We start from the raw sequence: 25,029 nt of genomic DNA on the forward strand, positions 1-25,029 counted from the left end.
CCACCGGCACCACCTCCACCGGGGAGCATCACCGGTCGCGGGCGCGCGATCAACTCGACCAGTTACCGAGGCAACCTTCCTGGACGAGGCACTAGCAGGCCGGACCCCCGAATGGCTTCGCGACCGCAGACCGGGGGCGCCAGCCAGTAGGTCAAGGAACGCCGGTATCGGGAGCCAGGTGTCGGGACCCCAGTTAGCCGAATACTTCTGCTCTTCGGCGTCGCGAACGAGGCGGAGTGCTTGAGCGGCAGTCACTTCGAGTCGGGTCTGGCCTGCGAGTTATGCACGCCATTGGGATTCGCTTGGGGCGGTGGTGAATTGCCAGGGTTGCGGGGTTTGTTGGTGGGGCCGAGTCGTCGAAAGGGGCGGCGGCCTCAGGGTCTATCGGGCCGGACCGGCATCATGAATGCTTCGGGCGGAGTGTAACTGGGCACGGATCCGCTCTACGGCTGATGCTTCTCCCTCGCGTGGAGCTCCTGCTCTCGTTGGTCAGCCCATTCGCGAGCTGCTGAGATGGCGTGACGCAGGCCAGCAATCTCCAATCGCTCCCTGACATCTGGCCGATCAAGGGTAAACGTCACCTTTGGCGGCCCTTCGGCACCCAGTGTGAGGGTTTCGATGAGCAGCCATTGCTGGATCTTGGAAGGGGTGGCACCGACAGCAACCGCCGGTTCTAGTACACCGTAGGCGGAGCCGTCTACCTGAAGCGTCTCAACAGCTTCCAGTAGCTGCTGGCATTGCCGCCTCATATCCTCCAGATCGGCATCGTCGGCGGCGAGACCAGCACCGTCGACCACTGCGATGGTCGTGAGCAGTCGTTCATGATTCCGTTCAAGTAGCTCGGGGTCAGGGTTGAGGGACTCATCTCCGAGCTGGCTCGTCGGACTCAGCGCAAATGGCCAAAGCTGGCCGTAGGCCGGGCGGCGGAGAGACTGAAGGAAATGTCCCACCAAATACTCGACCGCGTGCGAGGCCGACGTCGGATCGTCGCGTTTGTCTCGTCGAACCAGGTGCCGCCGCTGGCCCTCGACTCCGGGGCAGAACCAGATCTCCTCTTCACGAGTGCGATGCATCTGGAGTGGATCCCCGCAGACTGCGCAGTTCGGGATCGGGTGGAGCGGAAGAACGTCGGCATACTGGCGCTCGATCGCTTCCAATGCCGCGAAGGCGGCCGACCGATCGGCTTGCCAAGACAGCCAGAGATCGAACCCGCGGGCGGCGCGGTGGGGATGGCCATGGGCAACCAAGTTCCTAGCATGCTCGCGAAGCATGAAGGGGTCGTGGTCGCTGTCAACAGGGCACCGAAGGATGAGTGTGCCCGCGTCAGCGTCGTAAGCGGCGACCGCGACAGCCTCACAGAATGCAATGGGCTCGGTATCGCGCAGGAGTTCGTTACATGGGCCGGTCGCCGTTGTCGCTGTCGAAGCGGGTGGCCATGAGCCCTGCGGCAACCGCTCACGACCCCAACTGCGCGTCAGTGAGTCGAGTTGATCGTCGGCCCTCTTGATCCGACTCTTCAGTTCAGTTCGTCGCTTCCGCAGCTGTTCGGCTTCTTGTCGGATGCTCTCAGTCCTTCGCCATTCTTCCGTAGCGGTGGTCGCATAGGCAGACTGTTCCTTTGTCAGCGGGACCCGCTCGTCGACCCGGCAGGTCTTGCAGGCCCGCTGCACGCCAGCAGCTGTGAGTTCCGCGAACGTGTAGTTGCGTGGCTTGGCCTTCCCCAGGCTTCGGCAATCATGCATATGGACAGTCCCGGTGCCTGTAACCGCGACGGTAGCGGTGATCGACACCAGCGGACCCGGGTCGGCTCCGCTCCCACCGCGTTCGACCGGGCAAAAGGCGCGAACCGCCACAGAAAAACTGACGTCGGACATCGGTTCCTTCCTTACTGCCTGGTGGATCGCGTCATCACTGCGGCAGAGTGCTTGGCTCACCATCCTCCCGTCCCTTGGTGTCACCGGGACAGAACCGGTGGCAAAACTACTAGAAGTGGATTGCGGCTGTGGGCGATCTGAATATGAAGTGCCAAGGCCCTCAACGCCAAATGGGTGGCCAAGTCGTTCCTGACGAGGGCGCCGGGTGCGTGGCTACTGCGTGCGGATGGTCGGTGTGGCGGCCGACCCCGACGGTAGGCTCTGTACATGGACGACGACTCACCTGCGGATCGGCTTCGGCTTGCGATCGATATGTTCGAGTTCGGCTTGGGCATGCAGCGCGCTCGACTTCGTCGCGAGCGGCCGGACGCGAATGAGTCGGTCATCGATTCAGCGATAGACGAGTGGTTGCTGTCGCGACCGTTCGAGCCGCTTGGCGGAGGGCGAGGTCGACCGTCGGCCAGGTTCGCATGAATCCGCTGGAGGCCGCACTCCGCAAGGCTGCTTCCGATCTTGATCAGCGCGGATTTCGGTGGTCGATCGTTGGCGGGTTCGCGGTGTCGGCCCGATCGAATCCAAGATTCACGGCCGATATCGACATCGCTGCTGCGGTGGCTGATGACGCCCAAGCTGAAGGCCTGGTGCAGTCGTTGATAGCGGCCGGATACCAGTTGTTCGCTTCGGTCGAGCACGACAACGGCCGGTTGGCGACTGTCCGGCTCAAGCGGCGCATCGACGGGGTTCCCGTGGTCGTTGACCTGCTTTTTGCCAGTTCGGGTATCGAGCCGGAGATTGTTCGGGCGGCAGAGCCGCTCGAGATATTTCCCGGTTTGGTCGTGCCCATCGCTCGCACTGGGCATCTGATCGCGTTGAAGCTGCTAGCTCGCGATGACGAGAGCCGTCCACAGGACAGTGCGGACCTCAGGAGCTTGGCCGCGGTCGCAACCGCGGACGACATTGCAGACGCTGCTGAGGCGATTCGATTGATCACTGAGCGAGGCTTCAATCGGGACCGCGACCTGGCCCAACTGCTGGCGGGGATGCAAGGCCAACCGAGCGCCGACTAACTCTCGACGTGATTTGCCTGCCGTCAGCGCTGGTCGGAACGTTTGTAAATCAGGGGAGATGGGCGAACCGCTAGATAATTATAGGCGTTTGATATCAAATGTTAGGCGCATCACCTCACCGTCGCTGGACGGGTTCGGGATCTCGCAGCGGTCAGTTACCGTCTCGACGGTTGGTCTAGCGTCGGCTATCCGCGAGCTCGCGGATGAGGATCTGTCGGTGAGGTTGGCGGTGTCGACGTCGCCGCTCGGCCGGTTGCCCATGCCATGGGCTCGGATCGCGTACCCGCCGGCCAACGCGAATCCGTGATCACCCGCGACGGAGCAATTTCCGTGAGTCGACGGTGGCGCGGTTCCACGCGTCTACGCCGACGCCAGGCGGCTGAGTTCAGCAAGTTCAGGGAAGCTGACTTCCCAGACGCGCCTGGTTGCCGCGGGCAGCCAGATGTACGACCAAAGTTGTTTGAGCACCGCTTGATTGAGGTAGGTATGAAGATCGCTCGGACTCATGGCCTCGTTGATAACCGCGCGGTAGAGATCGACGATTCGACCCGACCGGTCCAGGTCGTAGTCGGCGTTACCCGACCAATCGAGATGACTGGGAAGGTGCACGATCCCGCTGGTAGGGCCCTTGAGGAACCGCAGATTCTCCGGGATCACGACAGGCTTGCTGTACTTCCTGTCTGGCATTGCCTGCTCCTCGTCCTGTCAGTCGGCCGTTCGCATAAGCCTTCCGTGCGCGAAGGCTGTTGAGCAGGGATGCGGCTGGTCAGCGCGTTTGTAAACAGGGGGCATGGGCGAGCCGCTGGCCAACTACAAGCGGGTGGTGAACGCGGTTCGCCGGATCACCTCGCCCGCTCCCGACGGGCTCGGCATCTCGCAGCGGTCGGTGACGGTGTCGACCGTCGGCCTCGCGCCCGCGATCCGTAAGCTGGCCGACGAGGACATGTCGGTGCGTCTTGCGGTGTCGCTGCACACTCCCGACGACGAACTGCGCGACACCCTGGTTCCGGTGAACAATCGCTGGTCGATCGCCGAAGTGCTCGACGCCGCACGGTATTATGCCGACAAGTCCGGGCGCCGCGTGTCGATCGAATATGCGTTGATCCGCGATATCAACGATCAGCCGTGGCGGGCGGACCTGCTCGGCAAGAAGCTGCACAAGGCGCTCGGCCCGCTCGTGCACGTGAACCTGATCCCGCTCAACCCGACACCGGGTAGCGAGTGGGATGCCAGCCCCAAACCGGTCGAGAAGGAGTTCGTGCGGCGGGTGATCGCCCAGGGTGTGTCGTGCACAGTGCGTGACACCCGAGGGCAGGAGATCGCGGCGGCCTGCGGTCAGCTCGCCGCCGAGGGCTAGGTCCACCTTCAAGCGCAGGGGCTGACGTACGCCTGCGCGTCTACGCCCGTCAGACGATGCTGATCGGTGCGATGAAGTCGTCGTAGGGGAGTGGGCCTGCGACGAAGGCGTTGACCGACATGAAGTTCAGGGTGATGTCGCCGCCGTGGTTGTCCAGGAAGGCGATGTCGGAGGCGTCGCGGCCGGTGGCGATGCGCACCAGGCTCGAGCGCGGCGCGAGGCCCGTCGGGTCGTAAGTGCGCCACTTGCCGTCGAGGTAGGCCTCGCAGACGGCGTGGAAGTCCATCGGCACGCAGCCCGGCGCGTAGACCGCGGCGACCCGGGCGGGGACGCCGACGGCGCGTAGCAGCGCGACCATCAGGTGTGAGAAGTCGCGGCAGACGCCGGTGCCCGATAGCAGCGTTTCCACCGCGCCGTCGATGGGCGTGCTGCTGCCAGAGACGTAGGTGATCCGTCGGCCGATCCACGCCGAGACACGGTTGGCGACCTCGGGATCGGCTATGCCATAACCGAATTCGGCCGCCGCGAAGCCGAGCAGCTTGTCCGACTCCGCGTAGCGGCTCGGTCGCCGATACAGCGCGAGGTCGTAGTCGGAGGGCGGCTCGAGGAAGGCCGTGCCGAGGACGGTCGCCTGATAGTCGATCCGGAGGGTGCCCGCGCGCACATCGAGCACGTGGATCCGGGAACCGTGCTGGCCGACCACTTCGCGCGGCGTGAGGAACTCGCCGTCGAGTGAGCACGTCATGGACTCGATCAGGTCGATTCCGGGCCGACGGGCGACAGCGATCTGACACTGCAGCACCGAATCGGCATGGACCGCGACCTCCAGGCGAGCAGAAACGTCCCGTTTCACGCCCACAGACTGACAGGCCAACCGGGATCAGGCGAACCGAACCGCTCGAGCGGGTTGCGGCCCAGGCGTTATCGTCGCGGGACCGGATCGACGCGTGCGTCCGAGATCGTTGACTATGGCGCGCGAAACAGCCTCTGTCACAGTCACTCTCGAGCTCGAAGCCGGAAACGCCTCGCTGATGATCCTCGGCAAGATGCTCGGGCCGACCGGCGTCCCACCCTTCGAGGTCAAACGGCGCTACGACGCCGCGACGGCAGATCAACGCGGCGAGATCATTCCCGCCGTCATCACGATCGACGCCCGCAAGCGCTGGACGATACGGCTCAAAACCCCGCCGACGGCGTCGTTGATCCGTAAGGCCCTCGGCCGAGCGGGCTCCCCGCAACCCGGCCACCAGCCGGTCGGCGCGATCAGCCGGGACCAATTGCGCCGCATAGCGATCCGCAAGATGCCCGACCTCAATACCGCTGATGTGGAGGCGGCGATGCGCATCGTCGCAGGTACCGCGCGGTCGATGGGTGTGCGCATCGAGGAGTGAGGTGGGTGGCGCGAGACACGTGTCAGCGGCACCGTGGTGAGTCTGCCCAGGCATCGACTCGACTCCGTGGTCCACCCTGTTTGGTAGGGTCCAGCCGTCGGACGAAGAGCGAGATTCGGGGGTCAGAGTGGTTTCTGACGGGACGGTGTTCGCCGGCTACGCGATCGACCGGCAGCTGGGTCAAGGCGGGATGGGGTCGGTGTATCTGGCCAGGCATCCGCGCCTGCCGAGGTGGACGGCGCTGAAGCTGCTGAACCGGGAGTTGTTCTCCGACTCCGAGATCCGGGCCAGGTTCGAGCGGGAAGCCGATCTGGTCGCCCAGCTCGATCACCCCAATATCGTGACCGTGTTCGATCGCGGGGTCGAGGGCGATCAGCTGTGGATCAGCATGCAGTACATCGACGGAATCGACGCCTCCTCGCTGGATCCGCACACCCTGCCGCCGGACCGGGCACTGCAGATCATCGGTGAGACCGCCGCCGCGCTCGACTACGCGCACCGCGCGGGTGTGCTGCACCGCGACGTCAAGCCCGCCAACATCCTGCTGGCGCGTTCCAGCAGCCAGGAGCGGGTGTATCTCACCGACTTCGGGATCGCCCGTCTGCGTGACGACTCGGGTCACCTGACCGAGACCGGGTCGTTCACCGCCACCCTGGCCTACGCCGCGCCCGAGCAGCTCACCGGCGCCGCACTGGATCACCGTGCCGACCAGTACTCCCTCGCGTGCACGCTGTACACGTTGCTGACCGGCAGCGCGCCCTACGAATCGACCAGTCCGGCCGCGGTGATCACCGGCCACCTGCAAGCACCACCACCCCCGGTGAGCCCGCGTCGCGCGGGTCTGCCGCAGGTGCTCGACGCCGTGATGGCTCGCGCGCTGGCCAAGCGACCCGCCGACAGGTTCAGCTCGTGCGAGGAGTTCGTCGACGCCGCTGTGCGCGCAGTGCGCACCGGAACCACCGGTGCCCGCCCGCTCGCCCGCCCAACCTCGGGTGCGCACGCTCAGCCGTTCGTCGGCATGCAGCCCATGCGCCCGGTGAGCACTCCCATGCCGCCGTACAACCCCGCTCCGATGCCCCCGTTGGCGCCACAGCCGCAGTACGCACCCACGCCGCAGTACTGGCAGCAGCAACCGGCCCGGATACCGAATCCGCCGCCGCAACGAGGTGGCTGGGGATCGGCGCTCGGCACCTATGCGATCCTGCTGGTCGTGGTCATCGTGATCGCCGGAGTGATCGCGCTGCTGGCAAACCTCTGATCGGCCCGCCGACCTGATCGGCGGGTGCCATATTCTGGTCAGAATGAGCGACTTCGACGTCACCGCCGCCGACTCCATCGACCTCGACCGGTTGCGTCGTTTCGTCGCCGTCGCCGAGGAGTTGCACTTCGCGCGCGCCGCCAAAGCCCTGCGGATCCCGCGGCAGGCACTGAGCGCCACCGTGATCGAGCTGGAGGAAGAGCTCGGCACCCGGGTCTTCGTGCCCGGCGCCGCACCCACCCAGCTCTCCGACGACGGTAACGCCCTGCTCGTACGGGCCAGGGACCTGATCCGAGTGCGGGAGCAGGCCGAACGGGAGCAGAAGCCTGACGCGCCCGCGAGCCTGCGGGTGGGGTTCGTACCGGGGGTGACGGTGTCGAAGTGGGCGCGGATCTGGGGCGAGCGGCTACCGGACCATCCACTCGAGGTCGTCGGCGTGGCGCAGGGTGAGCAGGAGTCGGCGTTGCGCGAGGGCCGCATCGACCTGTGCTTCGTCCGGTTGCCCATCGACCGGACCGCGACGAACGCGATCTCACTGTGGCAGGAGACGCCGGTCGCGGTCGTGCAGAAGGACGACGCGCTGTCGCTGCTCGAGTCGATCAGCCCCGCGGATCTGGTCGACGAGACGATCCAGGACAGCGCCGATCTCGATCAGGCCGTCGATATTCTCGCCCTCGTCGCCGCGGTCGGTGGCGCGGCGATCATGCCGCAGTCGATCGCGCGCCTGCATCACCGCCGCGACCTGGTCTACCGCCCGGTCAGCGATACCGAGTTCACCGAGATCGCACTGGCCTGGCCCGCCGGGACCGACAGTGATCTGCTCGAGGAGTTCGTCGGCATCGTGCGCGGTCGTTCGGCCAACAGCTCGCGCGGCGGCGTGGCGGAACCCGAACAGCGCGCCGCGGCCCCGGCTCGCAAACCCGCGGCGAAGAAACCCGCAGCGAAGAAGCCGACGCCGAAGAAGCCGGTCGCGCGTGGCCGCAAACCGGCTCGACGCGGCCGCTGACACGCGAAAACGCCTGCGGCGCAAGGTGATCGCTGCCGCAGGCGTGGACGTTTCGAGCTGGAGAGTTACCTCGGCATCCGCCGGGTGAGCGAGTCGACGACCATCATGAGCGCCATCAGGCCGGCCAGACCGACGAGGAAGATGTCCTCGACGTGACCCTGGTGGTTGCCGATGGTCATCGCGAGCAGGGCGATGACGACGAACCAACCGGCGATACGGAAGGTCTTGCGCGACTCACCGCTCCAGCCCCATGCTGCCGAGGGCACCTCGGCGGGGTCGACGCTGGTGGCGACGGCGCGCTCGGTGCTGGCTTTATCGAGGTCCGTGGCTGCCACGATCGCTCCTTAGGGCTCGAGTTCTGGTTGGGCGAGTGAGCATATCGTGGCATACGACCGTCCGTCGTAGCCAGCAGCCCTGCCACAATGGGCCCGTGTCCCACCCCGCAACGCGTGCCGCGCACGACAGTTCCCCGTCCACCGATCGGGTGAAGGTGCTGCTTCTCGGCAGTACCGGTTCGATCGGTACTCAGGCGCTCGAGGTGATCGCCGCCAATCCCGACCGCTTCGAGGTGGTCGGTCTGGCGGCGCGCGGCGGCAATCCCGCCCTGCTCGCCGAGCAGATGGCGGCCACCGGCACCCGCAATGTCGCCGTCGCCGATCCCGCCGCCGCCCAAGCGCTCGATCTCGAACTCGGCGGCCCGGATGCCGTGACCGAACTGGTCCGCCGCACCGACGCCGATGTCGTGCTCAATGCCCTGGTCGGTTCGCTGGGACTGGAACCGACACTGGCCACTCTGCACGCCGGCACCCGCCTCGCGCTGGCGAACAAGGAATCGCTGGTGGCGGGCGGCTCCTTGGTGACGCGCGCGGCCGCACCCGGCCAGATCGTGCCCGTCGACTCCGAGCACTCGGCGCTGGCCCAGTGCCTGCGCGGTGGTCGCGCCGAGGAGGTCGACCGCCTCGTTCTCACCGCATCGGGCGGACCGTTCCGTGGCTGGACCACCGAGATGCTCGAATCCGTGAACCCCGCCGAGGCGAAGACCCACCCGACCTGGTCGATGGGCCCGATGAACACCCTGAACTCGGCCTCGCTGGTCAACAAGGGCCTGGAGGTGATCGAGACCCACCTGCTGTTCGGCGTGCCCTACGACCGCATCGACGTCACCGTGCACCCCCAGTCGATCGTGCACTCGATGGTCACCTTCACCGATGGCTCGACCCTGGCCCAGGCCAGCCCGCCTGACATGAAACTCCCCATCGCCCTCGCACTGGGCTGGCCCGACCGCATCCCCGGCGCCGCTGCGGCCTGCGATTTCGGCACCGCTGCCACCTGGACCTTCGAGCCGGTCGACGACGAGGTCTTCCCCGCCGTGCGCCTGGCCCGACAGGCAGGCGAAGCGGGCGGCAGCGTCACCGCGGTCTACAACGCCGCCAACGAGGTCGCCGTCCAAGCCTTCCTCGACGGCAAGATCACCTTCCCCACCATCGTGCGCACCGTCACACGCGCGGTAGAGGCCGCCGACCGCTGGCACGCCGAACCCGATACCCTGGACGACGTCCTCGCGGCCGACCGCTGGGCAAGGGAGTACGCCGCGAAGACCATCGACGGCGAAACTACAACCTGACCTGAACGACCACAACGACACCACCACGTTTTCGGCCGCCCCGGATCCGAGGGGCGAGACGGAACGCCGAAGGCGCAGTATCGCCCCTCGGATTCGGGGTTACGAGGCCGAAAACACGCGGCGCCAGCCGCCAAAGAAAGGGCCACATGGTTTTCGCGCTGGGGTTCGCACTGTTCGCCCTCGGTATCACGATTTCGATCGCGCTGCACGAGTGCGGGCACATGTGGACCGCGCAGGCCACCGGCATGAAGGTGCGCCGCTACTTCATCGGCTTCGGACCGAAGGTGTTCTCGTTCCGCCGCGGTGAGACCGAATACGGACTCAAGGCGCTGCCACTCGGCGGCTTCTGCGATATCGCGGGCATGACGGCCCTCGACGAGCTCGAGCCGGAGGAAGTCGACCGGGCGATGTATCGCCAGTCGACCTGGAAGCGTCTGGTCGTGATGTTCGGCGGCATCGGCATGAACTTCCTGCTCGGGTTCATCCTGTTGGTGGTCCTGGCGATCGGCTGGGGTCTGCCGCAGCTCGAGCAGCCCCCGGCTACCGCGCTCGGCACCATGAGCTGCGTCGCGCAGGAGACCCCGGAGAAGACCCTCGCGCCCTGCGTCGGCAATGGACCCGCCCAGCGCGCCGGATTGCAGCGTGGCGACGTGGTGAAGGCCGTGAACGGCGTCGAAGTGAGTACCTGGGCGCAGTTCCAGGCCGAAACCCAGAAGCAGACCGGCACTTTCACCTACACGATCGAACGCGACGGCAACACAGTGACGGTCCCGGTCACCCCGGAGCGGGTCATGCGTTCGCCCAAGGAAGGCCCGAGTCGTGAGGTGAGCGCGGTCGGCGTCGGCCCCGATTTCGCCGAGCCGAAGCAGTACGGCCCGATCGCCGCGATCCCGGCCACCATCTCGTTCACCGGTGACTTCTTCGTCGAAACGGTGAAGTCGCTGGCGAAGATGCCGCAGAAGGTGTCGGCACTGTGGGAAGCGGTCACCGGCGGTGAGCGCGACCCGGAGACCCCGGTCAGCGTCTACGGCGCCAGCCGCCTCGGTGGCGAGACCGCCGAGCGTGGCCTGTGGGGCATGTTCATCCTGATCCTGGCCAGCCTGAACTTCTTCCTCGGCGCGTTCAACCTGCTGCCGTTGCTGCCGCTCGACGGCGGTCACATCGCAGTGGTGCTCTACGAGAAGGTCCGCAACACGATCCGAGGCTGGTTCGGCAAGGCCCCTGCCGGCCCGGTCGACTACCTCAAGCTACTGCCGCTGACGTATGTGGCAGTAGTGATCGGTGGTGCGTTCATGCTGCTCACCCTGGCCGCCGACATCGTCAACCCGATCAGCTTGCGGTAATATTCGCGGCTGGCGCCGCGGGTTTTCGGTGTTCTTGGCGGCTGGCGCCGCGGGTTTTCGGCCTCGTAACCCCGAATCCGAGGGGCGATACTGCGCCTTCGGCGTTCCGTCTCGCCCCTCGGATCCGGGGCGGCCGAAAACTGCGTTGTATTCACTGTCGTGACCCTCACAGGGCGGCGGGTCACCCTGCGCGACTAAGCTCGATACCGAGTTGCACGCACGGAACTTTTGGTACAAAGCGCGGAACCTCTCGGGTTCCGCGCACGAAACCGGCAAACGTACGAAAGAAGGCAGCCGACCGTGACCAGCACCATCGGATTGGGGATGCCCGTCGCCCCCGCTGCTGTTCTCGCACCCCGGCGCAAGACCCGCCAGCTGATGGTCGGCAATGTCGGCGTCGGTAGCGATTCGCCGATCTCGGTGCAGTCGATGACCACTACCAAGACCCACGACATCAACGCCACGCTGCAGCAGATCGCCGAGCTCACCGCCTCGGGCTGCGACATCGTGCGGGTGGCCTGTCCGCGCCAGGAAGACGCCGACGCACTGGCCACGATCGCGAAGAAGTCGCAGATCCCGGTGATCGCCGACATCCACTTCCAGCCGCGCTACATCTTCGCCGCGATCGACGCGGGCTGCGCCGCGGTTCGTGTCAACCCGGGCAACATCAAGGAATTCGACGGCCGCGTCGGCGACGTCGCCAAGGCCGCGGGCGCCGCGGGTATCCCGATCCGCATCGGTGTCAACGCGGGTTCGCTGGACAAGCGGATGCTGGAGAAGTACGGCAAGGCCACGCCGGAGGCCCTGGTCGAGTCGGCGCTGTGGGAGGCGAGCCTGTTCGAGGAGCACGGCTTCGGCGACATCAAGATCTCGGTCAAGCACAACGACCCGGTGATCATGGTCGAGGCCTACCGCCAGCTCGCCGCGCAGAGTGACTACCCGCTGCACCTCGGCGTCACCGAGGCCGGCCCGGCGTTCCAGGGCACGATCAAGTCAGCGGTAGCCTTCGGCGCGCTGCTCAGCGAGGGCATCGGCGACACGATCCGGGTCTCGCTCTCGGCGCCGCCCGCCGAGGAGATCAAGGTCGGCAGCCAGATCCTGCAGTCGCTGAACCTGCGCCCGCGCAAGCTCGAGATCGTGTCCTGCCCGTCGTGTGGACGGGCCCAGGTGGACGTGTACACCCTGGCCGACGCTGTCGCCGCCGGTCTGGACGGCCTGGAAGTGCCGCTGCGCGTCGCGGTGATGGGCTGTGTCGTGAACGGACCGGGCGAGGCCCGCGAGGCCGACCTCGGTGTCGCCTCCGGCAATGGCAAGGGCCAGATCTTCGTCAAGGGTGAGGTCATCAAGACCGTGCCCGAGCACTTGATCGTCGAGACCCTGATCGAAGAGGCGATGCGCATCGCCGAGGAGATGGACCAGCAGCCGGGCGCCGAGCCCGTTGTGACCGTGAGCTGAATCCCACTCCCCTCACGGTCACACGTCGGATTCGGCGGACCCGTACCGTTCGGCGTGCTTTCGTGGCAGGCTGGTGCCGTGCGGAGTCTGCTGGAGCCGACGCGACGGTCCAAAACCACTCCCGCGCGCCCGGTGGCCGTGCGAGATCTGGGCGAGGTGCTGCGCGTCCTCGATACCGACCCGGTGGCGTCGTGCATGATCGCCGCCCGCGTGCAGGAATTCGGGCTCGACTCCCGTACCGGCGTCGGTGAACTGTGGAGCCGCGGCGGGCCGGCCGACTCCCTGTGTTTCTCCGGCGCGAACCTGGTTCCGCTGCGCGGTGACCAGCAGGCCCTGCGCGCGTTCGCCGATCGGGCGGGCCGCTGGCCTCGGGTGTGTTCCTCGGTGGTCGGCAGGCAGGAGCTCGCCCTCCCGCTGTGGGAAATGCTGCTCCCGTCCTGGGGCCCCGCCAGGGAGTTACGTGCCGATCAACCTCTGCTGGCGCTCGCCCGCCCGGCCGCCGCGCGCGCCGACGGGGGAGTGCGCCGCGTGCGACCCGACGAGATCGACCGCTACCTGACCGCCGCGATCGCCATGTTCATCGAAGAGGTCGGCATCGACCCGCGCGCAGGCGACGGCGGTCGCGGCTATCGGCGGCGGATCAAGAGTCTCATCGAATCCGGTAGGGCCTGGGCACGTTTCGAAGACGGTGTGGTCATCTACAAGGCCGAGATCGGTGCGCTGTCACGACGCACCGGCCAGATCCAGGGCGTGTGGGTACATCCCGAATTCCGGGGTGGGGGTGTCGGCACCGCGGGCACCGCGTCCGTCGCCAATGCTGTTGTGGCAACAGGCCGTACGGCGAGCCTCTACGTCAACGACTACAACCGGATCGCCCGCCGCGCCTACAGCCGAGTGGGTTTCCGCCAGATCGCCACCTTCGCAACCGTATTGGTGGACTGAGTCCTCGGCGGCTGGTGCCGCCGGGCACTCCTTCGTCGCACCCTTCGGTCAGTCCAGATCGAGGCGGCCGCAAACGAGAAGGGCGACACCGTGTTGCGCCGAGGTCAGCGGCCTGTTCGCCGCTACCATCGGTGCCGATGAGGACACGGATGCTCACCACTTGTGCGGTGGCCGCCCTCGCCGTTGCGGCGACCGCCTGTTCTTCCGGCGCCCAGGGGCCGGTGCCCGCCGCCGATGCCTTCGCCGCGGCGTTCGCCGAACACGATCTCTCCGCGGCGGCGGCGCTCACCACCGCGCCCGAGAGGGCAACGGCGGCACTGACTTCGACGTGGCAGGCGCTGCAGGCGGAGAAGTTGTCGATCCGCACCGGCGACGCGCGCGTCAACGGTGATACCGCGACGGTCGACTACACCTACGAGTGGACCCTGCCCAAAGGGCGCCAGTGGACCTACTCCGGCGAATTGCAGATGGGCCGCAGCGACGGGCAATGGCTGGTCCGGTGGAGCTCCGCTGACATTCACCCCAAACTCGGTGACACCCAGAGCATGGAATTGCGCACCCGCCCCGCGCCGCGCGCCAGGGTCAATGAGGCGGCGGGCAGCGACGTGCTGGTCCCCGGCAAGGTCTCGCGCGTGAAGTTCACCGTGGCCGATGCCCCCGACCCGAGTCGCGTCGCCGGTGCGCTCGCCGCGGCGCTGAGCCGCATCGACCCCGTCGCCTACACCCCGCAGACCATCCTCGCGTCGGCGCGCAAGACCGACGGCGCGCACACCGTGATCCTGCTCAACGAATACGAGGCCGAGACGATCGGTGGCGAACTGATCGGCCTGCCCGGCGTCACCCTGACCCAGGAGTGGGACATGGTGCCCACCGACCGCAAATTCGCGCCCGACCTGCTCACCCAGGTCCGCAAAACGGTGATCGCCGAGGTCGACGGGAAGGCGGGCTGGAGCGTGGTCACCCGCAATGCCGACGGTGCCGATCTCGCTGTGCTGCACGAGGTAGCGGCCGAACCGGCACCGTCGTTCGCACTGAGCATCGATCGGTTCGTGCAGAATTCCGCCCAGCACGCGGTCGACCTGCGCACCGAGCAGGCGATGATGGTGGTGCTCCGCCCGTCGACCGGTGCGATTCTCGCGGTGGCCCAGAACAAGTTCGCCGACCGTGACGGTCCGGTGGCCACCAGTGGTCAGTACCCGCCGGGCTCGATCTTCAAGACGGTCACGGCGTCGGCGGCGATGGCCGCCGGTCTGGCCACGCCCGAGACCGTGCTGGCCTGTCCGAGCAGCACCATCATCGGCGAACGCACCATCCCCAACTACAACATGTTCTCCGTCGGTGACGTGCCGATGGCCACCGCCTACGAACGCTCGTGCAACACCACCTTCGCCAGGCTGGCCAGCAGGCTCGCACCCGACGCGCTCACCGAGGCCGCGGCGCGCCTCGGTGTCGGCCAGGACTACAAGGTCGAAGGTCTACCCACCATGTCCGGTTCGGTGCCGAAAGCCGAGGGCCTGGTCCAGCGCGCTGAAGACGGGATCGGCCAGGGCCGAGTGGTGGTGAGCCCGTTCGGAATGGCGGTGATGGCCGCGACCGTCGCCAACGGCGCCGCGCCGGTGCCGTATCTGATCGCGGGCAGACCGACCGAGATCACCGGCGATCGGCCCGCGATCGCGCCGGAGGTGGTCGAGGGGCTGCGTTCGATGATGCGCATGGTGGTCACCGGTGGCACGGCCGAACGCATCAGAGATCAGGGCGAGGTCTACGGCAAGACCGGCGAGGCCGAAGTCGACGGTGGATCGCACTCGTGGTTCATCGGCTATCGCGGGGATATCGCGTTCGCGACACTGCTCGTCAAGGGTGGTAGCTCCGACAACGCGGTCGCCGTCACCCGGGATATGTTCGCCGCGCTGCCCGCCGGCTACTGATTCCCGGTCGCCAGCAGACCCCGAACCACCGCGAGCGAGGTGCTCTCGGTATGGGATGACGCGGTGTCGTGCAGCACGTTGTAGCTGACAACGGGCTCGGGTGCGGCCCCCATGGCCGCGCCGTCGAGGATATCGATGGCGGCCGCGCCGCCGAGGATCATCCCCGCAGTGGTCAAGATCAGAGTGGAACGCCTCATAGTTCGTCTCCCTCATTCAGGGTTTCGACGTGTTCGCGGGGCAGTAGTTCGATTGTCTGAGGATTAGCTGATGCATTACCGTAGAACGGCGGCTACTTCGGCAACAGGCGACGGCAGCAAGCGACACACAATTGTTGCCCTATGTGCGGGCGTGTTCGAACACAACCGCTACCGGCCTGTGATGAAAAGATGAACTACCGGTTTCGGTCGCGCAAATGCGCTGATCAAGGGGCATGTTCGGGTAAGTTACCGAATTACACGTGACTCAGCCGCGTTGCAGAGTTGCCGCTAGGTGATGCTGCAAAGATTCGCCGACCGCTGCCATCCGCAACGTGTACTCGATCGTGTCGCCGGTGACATGGAATGAGCGTCCGACCGCGGTAACCGGCTTTGCCGATTCGCTCAGGCCGATATTCGTGGAGTTCAATTCCAGACGAATTCCGTCAACCGTTTCGGTGATCGTGCCTTCACAGATCTCGGTGATTCCGGTCGGATGGGCGAGTACGAGCTCGACCCGGCCCGGCGCCGGGCTGCGCAGGTATCCGGTCTCCGCGTGCAGCGGCCTGCCGTCGGAGCCGGCCTTGGTCCGCTGCTTGTAGGTGAGGAACGGTCTGCCCAGGTGCCCGAAGGTGATCTCCTCGACGTAGTCGAAGGATTCGATGGTCGGGTACTCGCCCCTGCCCCGGCCGCGCCAGGTGCCGAGTAGTGGTGCCAGGGCGGCGATGTCGGGATGCGGGGCGATGTTGGGGGAAGGTTCGACCACGGCCGACAGCGTAGCCCTGTGGTTCCTGCGACGGTCACGGCACGCCACCGCATCAGCCGCGATAAGGTCAGCCTCGCCTGAACGCCGTCCGGCGGAGGGTCGAAAGGAAGAGAACGTGAACGGACATGTGAGGGGCGCCCGCGGGGTGCGGTCCGGGCTGGTGCGCGGTGCGGTGCTCGGCGCGGCTGTGTTGCTCGCCGCGGCGTGCTCGAGCACCGAGCCGACCGACGACGTGGCCGCGCTGGACGGCAACCGCTACAGCCAGACCAACCTGGCCGCCGACAAGGACTCCTATCACGCCCAGTTCACGCTGCCCGGCATGGTGAACGCCTGGGGCCTGGCCGATCGGCCGCAGGGCGCGGGCGGGCATTTCTGGGTCGGCGCGGGCGGCAAGTCGTTCCAGTTCCTCGGTGATGTGCAGTCGTCCTCGGATCCCAAGCTGCAGAAGCTGACCCAGGACCAGCTCAAGCTCGTCGGCATCCCCGGCGCCGATGCCGACACCTCAGACAAGAGCATCGGCAAGGCGACGGGTGTCGTGTTCAATCCGGCGCCGATCACCTCGGATCTGTTCGTGGTGCGCGACCAGTGGGTCGATGTGGACGGTATGCCGGTTCCGCTCGGCGGTTCCTCGCGCTTCATCTTCGCCACCGATTCGGGCAAGATCTCGGCCTGGACCGAGCAGGCCCCCGACGGCGCCATCGTGCGACGAGACGGCGGTGCGAACCAGGTATTCGACGGTTCGGCGCAGGGTATGGCCTTCTTCGGTATCGCGCTGGCGCCCTCGGGTGACAAGCTGTTGGCCGCCGATTTCGGCACCGACCCGCAGGTGCGCACCTTCGACAAGAACTGGCAGCCGGTCACGACCACCGGTTTCGCCAATCCGTTCGCCACCGGCGAGGTGATCGATGCCTCCTCGCCGGAGAAGGGCAAGAAGGCAGTGCCCGGCGACCCGGCGCCGTTCAACATCACCACCCTCGGTAGCCGAGTGTTCGTGTCCTACGCCGTGACTCAGCCCGACGAGAACGATCCGAAAGCCTTCGACAAGGCCGAAGAATCCTCGCTCGACGCCGATCAGGACAAGGACTCCAACGGCAAGCCCGACAAGGGCAAGGTCGCCGAGTTCGACGGCGCGGGCAAGCTGGTGCGCATCATCGACGACGGCGGCAGGCTCAACGCGCCGTGGGGCGTGGCGATCGCGCCGTCGAACTTCGGCGCGCTCTCGGGCAAGTTGCTGATCGGCAACTTCGGTGGCCTCGGCCGCGTCCTCGCCTACGACGACACCACCGGCACCTTCGTCGACTATCTGCGCGACGGTGAGGCGAAGCCGGTCGAGATCGCCGGCCTGTGGGCGCTGATGTTCGGCAACGGCGAAAGCCTCGGCGACGCGAACGCCCTGTACTTCACCGCCGGCCCCGAAGACGAGAAGGACGGCCTTTTCGGAAGCCTGCGCGTGCAGTAGGAAGCACATGGGTGACTCACCGGGCACGGGCGAACCGGACCGAACACACGTCCGTCGGCCGCCTGCCCAGCCGACCACGCTCCCAGGCCTGGCCTGAATTCACGGAGAGGCGGAGGGGCGGACAATCTGAATGTCCGGTGGGAAACTACTCCCGCCGAGGGCGTTGTGAGGGACAGTTGGTGGCGGAATGGTTGCCGGGTGGGCGCGATCCGCGTCTGCTCGGGCCGTTCGGTCCGCATGCGATGACACCCCCACCGGGGTGTCGTGCCCGAGCCGGAGGTGTGCCAGATGAAGGTTTCGCGCGTTGACGTCGGCGGCTCGGCGGGGGAGCGGTGATATGCGCCTTTCGGCACGAGAGGCGATGCTGCCCGGCCGGGATGTGCTCTTGGCGGCCTTCCGCGGTTTGCCGCACGATGACCACCCCATCCTCGCCGCCGCCGGTGAGCTGGCGCAGCTGCACCAGTTGCGCGAGCGAACCTCGCTGAGCGAGTCCGAGCGCATCGATCGCCGCCGCGCCCAGTTGATGCGCGCTATCGATCGCTGGGTCATCCTCGCCGCTCCCGTGCCGCCCGCCGCGGCCGACGAACACTGCGAAACCCTCGGAGACCTGGTCGACCGCCTCGCCAAACACTGTTCCCAAGCCTTCGCCGCCTTGGCCGGTGCCCCCGAATCGGTCTTCTACGACGAGTGGGTCCGCCTCCACGACCTCGCCGACAGCTATGAGCGTCTGATCGAGGACCTGTGGTCCGGTGCACGCAGCCTGCCTTCGAACGGCTACTGATCCCCCCGCGGACTCATACCGATACGCGGCCTGCCTACCTCGTGGTGGCACCCAGGCGAACGGTGCGGGCCTGCCCGACACCCTGGGGTGGTTTCGTCGCCACCTGGGTGGGCGTGACCGGGCCCAGGGGTTGGTTGGGGGCCGGGCCTTCCTGCGCGACAGTGGAACTCACACCCTGTTGCCGGGGTCGGTCGAGGAGGTTCGGATGCGGGTACGGTCGGCTGCGCAGGCCCCCGAAAGTATTGGGCCGCTAGAGGTTTCGTACGAAGTATCATTTGTTGTGAGTACTCGCGATGAGCCGGTCGGCATGCCGTCCACCTGCCGGTGGACGGCCGACCGGCCCGATTCCTGTCCGGCGGAATCCGCCGTCGACGAGCGCGCCGAGTCCGCGGCGACGGCCATCGTGCTGCCGATCCGCCCACGCACCGCCTACGTCGACGGCGCGCCCCTGTTCTGCCTGGCCGGCGAAGCGGTCCTGGCCTGGAACTATGTGGACCTCGTCGCTCACCTCGACCCCCGCGTCCCGATCTACGGTCTGCAGGCGAGCGCCGAACCGCGCACGATTCGCGAATACGCCGCCAGCTACCTCGCCGAGATCCGCCGCGTCGCCCCGCACGGCCCGTACCAGCTCCTCGGTTGGTCAGCAGGCGGTTTCGTCGCTCACGAAGTCGCTGTGCGACTCCGCGCGGCAGGCGAACGCGTCCGTGTCGTCCTGCTCGCCACCGACCCCGCGGCCCCCACGCCCGCGCCGCTGTCCGCCGACCGATTCGCCGCACGGCTCGACATCGACACCCCGGCCTTCGAGCCGAACACGTCCACCTCGACCGAGGCAACCGCCGCGGCGATCAACGCCGCACTGGCGGGAACGATCGACCTCACCGGCGGCGATCTCGACCGCATCGCCGAGGTGAGCACCGCGGCCGCGGCCATGGTGACCGGCCACCGACCCTCGTGGCTCCCCGGTGACCTCACCGTGTGCGTCGCGGGCCGCGCGCCCGACGGCACCGATCGCCTCGATCCTGGTGCCACGGTGCGCAATTGGCGCCCCTACGTCGAGGGTGCGATCACCGGCTTCGTTCTCGACGCGACCCCTGACGAACTCGCCGCACCCGAGCTTCTTCCGGAGATCGCCCAGATCCTGGCGAGAACCAGCCGCTACTGAGCGGTCGCGGACTGTGTGATCGCGGCCCGTGCTTCGGTGATCAGCTTCGCCGAGTCACGAGGGCTCAACGCCATCGCTCGCAGCTGATCGAAGATCACGCCGAACCGGCGGATCTCGGAGTGCCCCTCGACCAGATCGTGCACCGACATGCTCTCCACGTACACCAGTTCCGGGTCGACCGGGTTCTTGAAGTCGAGCAGCGTGAACGAGCCCGCCATGCCGGGGTGCGCGCCCGCGTCGAACGGAAGTACCTGCAGGATCACGTTCTTGCGCTTGGTCTCGTCCAGCAGCCGGTCGAGCTGACCTGCCATCGTCGCGGGCCCGCCGACCACCCTGCGGATCGCGGCCTCGTCCATCACCACCCACAATTCCAGTGGGTCGTCCTTGGTCAGGTTGATGGCGCGATCCATGCGCGCCTGCGCCCTGCTCTCCATCACCGAGGCGTCCAGACGTGGCATCGAGGTGTCGATGACGGCGGCGGCGTACTCGAAGGTCTGCAGCAGGCCGGGCACCGTCGAGGTCTGGTATTGCCTGGCCGACAACGCTTCCGCCTCGAAGTTGATGTAATTCGCATACACCTCCGACACCGCGCCTTCGTAAGGGCGCGACATGCCGGGTTTCAGCGCGTCGGTCAGCAGACTGAGTGCCTCTTCGCGCATTTTGTCGTCGACCTGATACAGGTCGAGCATGGCGCCGAGAGTGCGACGTTGTGGACGCGCCTGTGCCATTTCGATCCGGTACAGCGTGGTGACGTTGATTCCGGTTCGCGCGCTGACGTCTTCCTTGCTCAGCTGGGCGCTTTCACGCAACTCGCGCAACATGGCTGCGAGCCAGCGAAGCCGGACGGTCAGGGTCGTGCGCTTGCCTGCCATGAATCGCATTATTGCGCTGTGTGGCCGCCATGTCACGCGTTCGGCGAAGACAGCGACGTAGGGGTTGTCATGGTGTTCGGCGAGTCCGCGAGGCGCGCCGGAAGGCCGTGCGGCGCTGCGGATGTGACCACAGGTTCTGTCAGGGCGGCTTTACTGCAGGAGTGATAACGCAATCTTGCGTTTCGTCTTCTGAGCGAGCATGATCCAGTTAGCCTGGTTGCGAACAATCCGAACAGATGACCGGGACAACCGAATCGAGAGCCAATCATGTTGGTAGACAAATCTTGGGTGTCGGGTGAATTCGGGGCCGTGCGATGAGCGCGCCGGTGATGGGGATACTGCCGACCGCTCCACAATTGTTGTGTGCATTTCAGGGGCGGCGATTTCAAGATCGCGAATTGTTGCGTTCAGCGCATGCGCTCGCTGAACTGCACGAACGGCGGGGGCAGGTGCGTGACACGGCATTGATCGCCGAGATCGATTGCCGTCGAAGTGAACTCGTCGACGACATCAACGACTGGTGTGTCCAGGAGATCCCGTTGCACCGCAACGGCGCCTCGCTGCACACCGAAAGTCTCGGTGCGGTCGTCGACCGGATGGCGCGTAGCTGGGTGGATGCCAACCAGGCCATCGACGTCGGCGGCGCGCGAAGCGACAACACGCACAAGCACTGGTACCACCTGGCCGAGCTTGTGGATGGTTACACAGATCTGGTCACCGATGTGACAGGCGGACGGCGAAGGCTGCCCGAGCAGTAGGGGTTACGCCGGCTCCGGTGACAGCCTCGCCTCGAAGGCGATGCGGTCACCACGGTAGAGCGAGCGCACTCGTTCGATGGGTGCGCCGTCGGCGTCGACACTGCGCCGGTGCAGTAGCAACATCGGTAGTGCGGTGGTGCAGTCGAGTAGACCCGCCTCTCGCGGGGCGGCGAGTACGGTTTCGATGCGTTCGCGCGCACCGGCGAGTTCGACGCCGGTGGCGCGGATCGCGGCGTACAGCGACGTGGTGGGGTCGTAGGTGCCGCGCAGGGCGGCGAAGCGGTGCAGCGGTAGGTAGGTGCTCTCCAATCCGACGCGTTCACCGTCGGCGAGCAGTACCCGCTCCAGGTGCATCACCTCGGTGCCCAGTTCCACCTCGAGGTCGGTGGCCGTCGCCGCGTCGGCGGCGACGTCTTCCCATGCGACCAGAATGCGGCCGGGGGTGCGGCCGAGGCTGATCGCGCCCTCGGTATAGGAGCGCAGCGACAGCGGCTGCGTGAGCTTGGGCCGGGAGATCACTGTTCCGCGGCCCTGTCGTCGAATCCTGCCCTCCACCAGCAGTTCTCGCAGTGCCTGCCGCACGGTTTCGCGGGCGACGCCGAAGCGGGTGGCGAGGTCGCGTTCGGAGGGCACGGGGTCGCCCTCGGTGAGATCGGCCAGGAGTAGATCGATCTCGGTGCGAACCAGGAACACCTTCGGAACTCGGGTCGGCTGCGGCGAATCCATGCCGTCAAGCCTACCCGGATTGGTCTATACCAAAAATTAACTTGCCGTTCTCGCGGCCCACACCTATCGGTCTAGACCATTTGCCACTATCGGTGGCATGCGATTGGTCATCATCGGTGGAGGGATCCTCGGCACCGCACACGCCTGGGCGGCGATAGCTCGTGGACACGAGGTCGTGCACCTCGAACGCGAACGCGAAGCCCGCGGCGCGACGGTCCGCAACTTCGGTTTGGTCTGGGTATCGGGCCGGTCGGCGAACGAGCTCGAGCTGACACTGCGTTCGCGCGAGCTGTGGGAGGAGATCGGCGGCCGGGTCGCCGGCGTCGGCTTCCGGCCCGCGGGCTCGATCACGCTCGTGCGCACTCCCGCCGAACTCGCTGTCGCCGAGGCCGCGGCAGCCGGTGCCACCGCGGATGCCCGTGGATTCACCCTCCTCGACCCCGACCGGGTGCGCGCGATCAACCCGGCTGTGCGCGGTAAATATCTTGCGGGCCTGCACTGTTCGACCGATGCCGCGGTGGAGTCACGCCAGGCGCTGCCCGCGCTGCGCGCCCACATGGCCGCGACCGGCCGCTACACCTTCCACGAGGGCACCGAGGCTCGCTCGGTGCTCGACACCGGCTCCGGCGCGGTCGTCGTCGACGATCACGGTCGCCGCCACGAGGCCGATCTCGTGATCCACTGCCCCGGCGCTGCCCACTCCGGGCTCACCCACGAGCTGGCGGGCGAACTGCCGGTGCGTCGTGTGCGGCTGCAGATGATGCAGACCGCCCCGCTGGGCGAACCGCTCACCACCGCGATCGCCGACGGTGACAGCTTCCGCTATTACCCGGGTTTCGCTGGCCCACAGGTGGATTCGCTGGTCGCCGAGCAGTCTCAGACCGCCACCGCCGCCGAGCACAAGATGCAGCTGCTGTGCGTGCAGCGCCTGCACGGTGGCCTGACGATCGGTGACACCCACGAATACGTCGAACCGTTCGCCTTCGACGTCGACGAAGCGCCCTACGACCACCTCACCGAGGTGACCGAGGAACTGCTCGGCCGCAAGTTGCCGCCGATCGTGCGGCGCTGGGCGGGTGTCTACAGCCAGAGTGTCGACCCCGACGCGGTCGTCACCCGGGTGCAGGCCGATACCAACGTATGGGTCGTCACCGGCCCCGGCGGTCGCGGTATGACGCTGGGCCCCGCCATCGGCGAACAAACCGCCGACCAGATCGGACTGTGAGGAACACCTATGTCGGACAACAAGATTCAGCTCGCCGCCCTCGACATGGCAGGAACCACCGTCGCCGACGGCGGACTCGTACTGCGCGCCTTCGAGAGCGCCGCCACCGCCGCCGGAATCGAGACCGAGGGCCCGCGCCGTGAACAGGCTCGCCGCTACGTCGTCGACACCATGGGCCAGTCCAAGATCGAGGTGTTCCGCGCGCTGCTCGACGGCGACGAGGCTGCCGCCCAGAAAGCCAACCGAGCCTTCGAAACCGCCTACGACGCCCTGGTCGACGAGGTCGAGATCGCGCCGATCCCTGGTGCGGTGGAAGCGATCACCGCGCTGCGTGACGCCGGTGTCCGGGTCGCGCTCACCACCGGATTCAGCCGGGGTACCCAGGACAAGCTCCTCGCCGCGCTGGGGTGGGCCGATCTGGTCGACCTCGCCCTCGCGCCGTCCGATGCCGGTCGCGGCCGCCCCTACCCCGACATGGTGCTGGCCGCCGCGCTGCGCCTGGGCGTCGACGCCGTCGACCGGATCGCCGTACTCGGTGACACCACCAGCGATATCGCCACCGGTCTCGCTGCCGGTGCGGGCATCGTCGCGGGCACCCTCACCGGCGCGCACAGCGCCGATCAGCTGCGCGCCGCCGGTGCCACCCATGTCGTGGCGTCGGTCGCCGAGTTCCCGGCGCTGGTCTTCGCCCACTGAAATGTGCCGTCGCGGTACTCACCGCGGCGTCTCCCTCCGATCCACCCGTCCCTGCGATTCCCCCGACATCTGAACGAAAGTTGCTGTAATCGTGCGTACTTCCCTCACCGCGCGTCGGCTGTCCAAGGCCGCGCTGCTGCTGGCCGGCGTCACCGCCGTCGCGTTCACCGGCGCCTGCGGTGGCACCGGTACCGAATCCGCGGACGGCAAGACCGTCACCGTGTACTCCGCCGACGGTGTCGGTGGCTGGTACAAGTCCCAGTTCGACGCCTTCACCGCCGAGACCGGTATCGCGGTCAACCTGGTGGAAGCGGGTTCCGGCGAGGTCGTGAACCGGGTCGACAAGGAGCAGTCCAACCCGCAGGCCGACATCGTGGTCACCTTGCCGCCGTTCATCCAGAAGGCCGAGCAGTCGGGTCTGTTGCAGCCCAGCGGCATCGACACCGCCGCTGTTCCGGCCGCGGCCAAGGATCCCGATGGCAACTATGTGACCCTGGCCAACAACTTCCTGTGCTTCATCGCCAACCCCACGGTCGACGCCTCGGCACTCACCTGGGAGGACCTGCTGAAGCCGGAGTACAAGGGCAAGCTGCAGTACTCCACCCCCGGCCAGGCCGGTGACGGTACCGCGGTGCTGGTGCTGCTGCAGCAGTTGCGCGGCAAGCAGGGCGCCCTCGACTACCTGGCCGCGCTGCAGGCCAACAATGTGGGCCCGTCGTCCTCGACCGGCAAGCTGCAGGCCAAGGTCGACAAAGGCGAGCTGCTCATCGCCAACGGTGACGTGCAGATGAACCTGACCACGGTGCAGGAGAAGGGCTCCAAGTTCAACGTCTTCTTCCCGGCCGCCGACGGCAAGCGCTCCACCGTGGCTGTCCCGTACATGATGGGTCTGGCCAAGGGCGCGCCGCACAAGGACGACGCCACCAAGCTGATGAGCTTCCTGATGGCCCCGGCCGCGCAGGCGAAGCTGGGCCCCGAGGCCTTCGCCGTGTCGCCCCGCACCGATGTGCCCGCCCCGGCCGATGGTGGTCCAGCGGCCGCGCTGACGGGTGTCGAGGTGGTCCCGGTCGACTGGAACAAGGTGCTGACCGAGCTGGACGCCGATGTCGCGGCGTACCAGAAGGCAACCGGCAGCTGAATGCGGC

25 protein-coding genes and 2 pseudogenes are annotated in these 25,029 nt (G+C 66.9%); 19 read left to right on the top strand and 8 right to left on the bottom strand.

Annotation, left to right across the window (positions count from 1 at the left end):
* Window positions 1–443: 443 nt before the first annotated feature.
* Window positions 444–1,874 carry a hypothetical protein gene (locus tag ACFXKN_RS31795; RefSeq protein ID WP_379434556.1) on the bottom strand — a complete coding sequence of 477 codons (1,431 nt, stop codon included), beginning with the start codon at window positions 1,872–1,874 and terminating at the stop codon, window positions 444–446.
* A 267-nt stretch (window positions 1,875–2,141) separates the two neighbouring features.
* On the opposite strand from ACFXKN_RS31795, the gene ACFXKN_RS31800 reads away from it, so the two are divergent.
* The 3 genes and pseudogenes from ACFXKN_RS31800 to ACFXKN_RS31810 all read left to right on the top strand — a co-directional run.
* Window positions 2,142–2,348 carry a hypothetical protein gene (locus tag ACFXKN_RS31800; RefSeq protein ID WP_378943929.1) on the top strand — a complete coding sequence of 69 codons (207 nt, stop codon included), beginning with the start codon at window positions 2,142–2,144 and terminating at the stop codon, window positions 2,346–2,348.
* Entirely contained in the window at window positions 2,345–2,941 is a 597-nt protein-coding gene (locus ACFXKN_RS31805) for a nucleotidyl transferase AbiEii/AbiGii toxin family protein (RefSeq protein WP_378943934.1), read from the top strand. The genes ACFXKN_RS31800 and ACFXKN_RS31805 overlap by 4 nt, the downstream gene beginning before the upstream one ends.
* Window positions 2,942–2,999: 58 nt before the next feature.
* Window positions 3,000–3,176 (top strand): annotated as a pseudogene (locus tag ACFXKN_RS31810) (23S rRNA (adenine(2503)-C(2))-methyltransferase RlmN); the annotation flags it as partial.
* 125 nt (window positions 3,177–3,301) lie between these two features.
* Here ACFXKN_RS31810 and ACFXKN_RS31815 read toward each other — a convergent pair.
* On the bottom strand, window positions 3,302–3,628 hold the full coding sequence (locus tag ACFXKN_RS31815; RefSeq protein WP_378943937.1) for a hypothetical protein: 327 nt from the start codon (window positions 3,626–3,628) through the stop codon (window positions 3,302–3,304).
* A gap of 100 nt (window positions 3,629–3,728) precedes the next feature.
* Between ACFXKN_RS31815 and ACFXKN_RS31820 the strand changes: the two are divergent.
* Window positions 3,729–4,298 (top strand): annotated as a pseudogene (locus tag ACFXKN_RS31820) (radical SAM protein); the annotation flags it as partial.
* A gap of 49 nt (window positions 4,299–4,347) precedes the next feature.
* Here the strand turns inward: ACFXKN_RS31820 and ACFXKN_RS31825 are convergent.
* A complete protein-coding gene (locus ACFXKN_RS31825; RefSeq protein ID WP_379434559.1) occupies window positions 4,348–5,151 on the bottom strand; it encodes a transglutaminase family protein in 804 nt (267 codons plus the stop codon).
* Window positions 5,152–5,266: 115 nt separating this feature from the next.
* Here ACFXKN_RS31825 and ACFXKN_RS31830 point away from each other — a divergent pair, with 115 nt between their 5' ends.
* The 3 genes from ACFXKN_RS31830 to ACFXKN_RS31840 all read left to right on the top strand — a co-directional run bounded on the left by ACFXKN_RS31830 (window position 5,267) and on the right by ACFXKN_RS31840 (window position 7,953).
* Window positions 5,267–5,689, top strand: coding sequence for an uL11 family ribosomal protein (locus ACFXKN_RS31830; RefSeq protein WP_378943945.1), 423 nt, complete (start codon window positions 5,267–5,269; stop codon window positions 5,687–5,689).
* Window positions 5,690–5,816: 127 nt separating this feature from the next.
* On the top strand, window positions 5,817–6,947 hold the full coding sequence (locus ACFXKN_RS31835) for a protein kinase (RefSeq protein WP_379434561.1): 1,131 nt from the start codon (window positions 5,817–5,819) through the stop codon (window positions 6,945–6,947).
* A 43-nt stretch (window positions 6,948–6,990) separates the two neighbouring features.
* A complete protein-coding gene (locus ACFXKN_RS31840; RefSeq protein WP_379434563.1) occupies window positions 6,991–7,953 on the top strand; it encodes a LysR family transcriptional regulator in 963 nt (320 codons plus the stop codon).
* A 65-nt stretch (window positions 7,954–8,018) separates the two neighbouring features.
* Here ACFXKN_RS31840 and ACFXKN_RS31845 read toward each other — a convergent pair whose 3' ends face one another.
* Window positions 8,019–8,288 carry a DUF2631 domain-containing protein gene (locus tag ACFXKN_RS31845; protein ID WP_378943956.1) on the bottom strand — a complete coding sequence of 90 codons (270 nt, stop codon included), beginning with the start codon at window positions 8,286–8,288 and terminating at the stop codon, window positions 8,019–8,021.
* 95 nt (window positions 8,289–8,383) lie between these two features.
* Between ACFXKN_RS31845 and dxr the strand changes: the two genes are divergently transcribed.
* The 5 genes from dxr to ACFXKN_RS31870 all read left to right on the top strand — a co-directional run bounded on the left by dxr (window position 8,384) and on the right by ACFXKN_RS31870 (window position 15,245).
* The gene (gene dxr, locus ACFXKN_RS31850; protein ID WP_378943959.1) at window positions 8,384–9,577 is read left to right on the top strand and encodes a 1-deoxy-D-xylulose-5-phosphate reductoisomerase; all 1,194 of its coding nucleotides are present in this window, start codon (window positions 8,384–8,386) and stop codon (window positions 9,575–9,577) included.
* A gap of 146 nt (window positions 9,578–9,723) precedes the next feature.
* Window positions 9,724–10,920 (top strand): M50 family metallopeptidase, encoded by a 1,197-nt coding sequence (locus ACFXKN_RS31855; RefSeq protein WP_378943962.1) that lies wholly within the window; start codon window positions 9,724–9,726, stop codon window positions 10,918–10,920.
* A 300-nt stretch (window positions 10,921–11,220) separates the two neighbouring features.
* A complete protein-coding gene (gene ispG / locus ACFXKN_RS31860) occupies window positions 11,221–12,375 on the top strand; it encodes a flavodoxin-dependent (E)-4-hydroxy-3-methylbut-2-enyl-diphosphate synthase (RefSeq protein WP_378943966.1) in 1,155 nt (384 codons plus the stop codon).
* Window positions 12,376–12,462: 87 nt separating this feature from the next.
* Window positions 12,463–13,317: a GNAT family N-acetyltransferase gene (locus ACFXKN_RS31865; protein WP_378946109.1), complete on the top strand. Its 855-nt coding sequence runs from the start codon at window positions 12,463–12,465 to the stop codon at window positions 13,315–13,317.
* 137 nt (window positions 13,318–13,454) lie between these two features.
* Window positions 13,455–15,245, top strand: a complete 1,791-nt coding sequence (locus tag ACFXKN_RS31870; protein ID WP_379434566.1) for a penicillin-binding transpeptidase domain-containing protein — start codon at window positions 13,455–13,457, stop codon at window positions 15,243–15,245.
* Here ACFXKN_RS31870 and ACFXKN_RS31875 read toward each other — a convergent pair.
* Both ACFXKN_RS31875 and ACFXKN_RS31880 read right to left on the bottom strand, forming a co-directional pair.
* On the bottom strand, window positions 15,239–15,442 hold the full coding sequence (locus tag ACFXKN_RS31875; RefSeq protein ID WP_378912378.1) for a hypothetical protein: 204 nt from the start codon (window positions 15,440–15,442) through the stop codon (window positions 15,239–15,241). The two genes, ACFXKN_RS31870 and ACFXKN_RS31875, sit on opposite strands and share 7 nt — an antisense overlap.
* Before the next feature lie 265 nt (window positions 15,443–15,707).
* Window positions 15,708–16,205: a peroxynitrite isomerase gene (locus ACFXKN_RS31880; protein ID WP_301902106.1), complete on the bottom strand. Its 498-nt coding sequence runs from the start codon at window positions 16,203–16,205 to the stop codon at window positions 15,708–15,710.
* Window positions 16,206–16,320: 115 nt separating this feature from the next.
* Between ACFXKN_RS31880 and ACFXKN_RS31885 the strand changes: the two genes are divergently transcribed.
* The 3 genes from ACFXKN_RS31885 (at window position 16,321) to ACFXKN_RS31895 (ending at window position 19,607) form a co-directional block, all read left to right on the top strand.
* On the top strand, window positions 16,321–17,664 hold the full coding sequence (locus tag ACFXKN_RS31885) for a TIGR03118 family protein (RefSeq protein WP_379434569.1): 1,344 nt from the start codon (window positions 16,321–16,323) through the stop codon (window positions 17,662–17,664).
* A gap of 337 nt (window positions 17,665–18,001) precedes the next feature.
* Window positions 18,002–18,445, top strand: coding sequence for a hypothetical protein (locus ACFXKN_RS31890; protein WP_378943977.1), 444 nt, complete (start codon window positions 18,002–18,004; stop codon window positions 18,443–18,445).
* Window positions 18,446–18,725: 280 nt separating this feature from the next.
* Entirely contained in the window at window positions 18,726–19,607 is an 882-nt protein-coding gene (locus tag ACFXKN_RS31895; protein WP_379434571.1) for a thioesterase domain-containing protein, read from the top strand.
* On the opposite strand, the gene ACFXKN_RS31900 is transcribed toward ACFXKN_RS31895, so the two are convergent.
* Window positions 19,601–20,479, bottom strand: a complete 879-nt coding sequence (locus ACFXKN_RS31900) for a helix-turn-helix domain-containing protein (protein WP_379434573.1) — start codon at window positions 20,477–20,479, stop codon at window positions 19,601–19,603. The two genes, ACFXKN_RS31895 and ACFXKN_RS31900, sit on opposite strands and share 7 nt — an antisense overlap.
* A 398-nt stretch (window positions 20,480–20,877) precedes the next feature.
* On the opposite strand from ACFXKN_RS31900, the gene ACFXKN_RS31905 reads away from it, so the two are divergent.
* Window positions 20,878–21,237, top strand: coding sequence for a DUF4254 domain-containing protein (locus ACFXKN_RS31905; RefSeq protein WP_378946113.1), 360 nt, complete (start codon window positions 20,878–20,880; stop codon window positions 21,235–21,237).
* Between the two features lie 3 nt (window positions 21,238–21,240).
* On the opposite strand, the gene ACFXKN_RS31910 is transcribed toward ACFXKN_RS31905, so the two are convergent.
* Window positions 21,241–21,963 (bottom strand): GntR family transcriptional regulator, encoded by a 723-nt coding sequence (locus tag ACFXKN_RS31910; protein WP_379434575.1) that lies wholly within the window; start codon window positions 21,961–21,963, stop codon window positions 21,241–21,243.
* A 97-nt stretch (window positions 21,964–22,060) separates the two neighbouring features.
* On the opposite strand from ACFXKN_RS31910, the gene ACFXKN_RS31915 reads away from it, so the two are divergent.
* From ACFXKN_RS31915 to ACFXKN_RS31925, 3 genes are all read left to right on the top strand, one after another.
* On the top strand, window positions 22,061–23,188 hold the full coding sequence (locus ACFXKN_RS31915) for a TIGR03364 family FAD-dependent oxidoreductase (RefSeq protein WP_379434577.1): 1,128 nt from the start codon (window positions 22,061–22,063) through the stop codon (window positions 23,186–23,188).
* Window positions 23,189–23,197: 9 nt separating this feature from the next.
* The gene (locus tag ACFXKN_RS31920; RefSeq protein WP_379434579.1) at window positions 23,198–23,884 is read left to right on the top strand and encodes a phosphonatase-like hydrolase; all 687 of its coding nucleotides are present in this window, start codon (window positions 23,198–23,200) and stop codon (window positions 23,882–23,884) included.
* A 91-nt stretch (window positions 23,885–23,975) separates the two neighbouring features.
* On the top strand, window positions 23,976–25,022 hold the full coding sequence (locus ACFXKN_RS31925; RefSeq protein ID WP_378944001.1) for a 2-aminoethylphosphonate ABC transporter substrate-binding protein: 1,047 nt from the start codon (window positions 23,976–23,978) through the stop codon (window positions 25,020–25,022).
* Window positions 25,023–25,029 lie beyond the last annotated feature (7 nt).

The sequence above is a fragment of the Nocardia sp. NPDC059195 genome, assembly GCF_042754695.1.
In the GTDB taxonomy this organism is placed as follows: Bacteria; Actinomycetota; Actinomycetes; order Mycobacteriales; family Mycobacteriaceae; genus Nocardia.

Bases quoted from the DNA above. Each gene is read 5' to 3' on its own strand.
- ACFXKN_RS31800 (WP_378943929.1), top strand. From the start codon at position 2,142: ATGGACGACGACTCACCTGCGGATCGGCTTCGGCTTGCGATCGATATG.
- ACFXKN_RS31915 (WP_379434577.1), top strand. From the start codon at position 22,061: ATGCGATTGGTCATCATCGGTGGAGGGATCCTCGGCACCGCACACGCC.
- ACFXKN_RS31830 (WP_378943945.1), top strand. From the start codon at position 5,267: ATGGCGCGCGAAACAGCCTCTGTCACAGTCACTCTCGAGCTCGAAGCC.
- ACFXKN_RS31855 (WP_378943962.1), top strand. From the start codon at position 9,724: ATGGTTTTCGCGCTGGGGTTCGCACTGTTCGCCCTCGGTATCACGATT.
- ACFXKN_RS31805 (WP_378943934.1), top strand. From the start codon at position 2,345: ATGAATCCGCTGGAGGCCGCACTCCGCAAGGCTGCTTCCGATCTTGAT.
- ACFXKN_RS31840 (WP_379434563.1), top strand. From the start codon at position 6,991: ATGAGCGACTTCGACGTCACCGCCGCCGACTCCATCGACCTCGACCGG.
- ACFXKN_RS31870 (WP_379434566.1), top strand. From the start codon at position 13,455: ATGAGGACACGGATGCTCACCACTTGTGCGGTGGCCGCCCTCGCCGTT.
- ACFXKN_RS31815 (WP_378943937.1), bottom strand. From the start codon at position 3,628: ATGCCAGACAGGAAGTACAGCAAGCCTGTCGTGATCCCGGAGAATCTG.
- ACFXKN_RS31890 (WP_378943977.1), top strand. From the start codon at position 18,002: ATGCGCCTTTCGGCACGAGAGGCGATGCTGCCCGGCCGGGATGTGCTC.
- ACFXKN_RS31795 (WP_379434556.1), bottom strand. From the start codon at position 1,874: ATGTCCGACGTCAGTTTTTCTGTGGCGGTTCGCGCCTTTTGCCCGGTC.
- ACFXKN_RS31920 (WP_379434579.1), top strand. From the start codon at position 23,198: ATGTCGGACAACAAGATTCAGCTCGCCGCCCTCGACATGGCAGGAACC.
- ACFXKN_RS31875 (WP_378912378.1), bottom strand. From the start codon at position 15,442: ATGAGGCGTTCCACTCTGATCTTGACCACTGCGGGGATGATCCTCGGC.
- ACFXKN_RS31900 (WP_379434573.1), bottom strand. From the start codon at position 20,479: ATGGCAGGCAAGCGCACGACCCTGACCGTCCGGCTTCGCTGGCTCGCA.
- ACFXKN_RS31910 (WP_379434575.1), bottom strand. From the start codon at position 21,963: ATGGATTCGCCGCAGCCGACCCGAGTTCCGAAGGTGTTCCTGGTTCGC.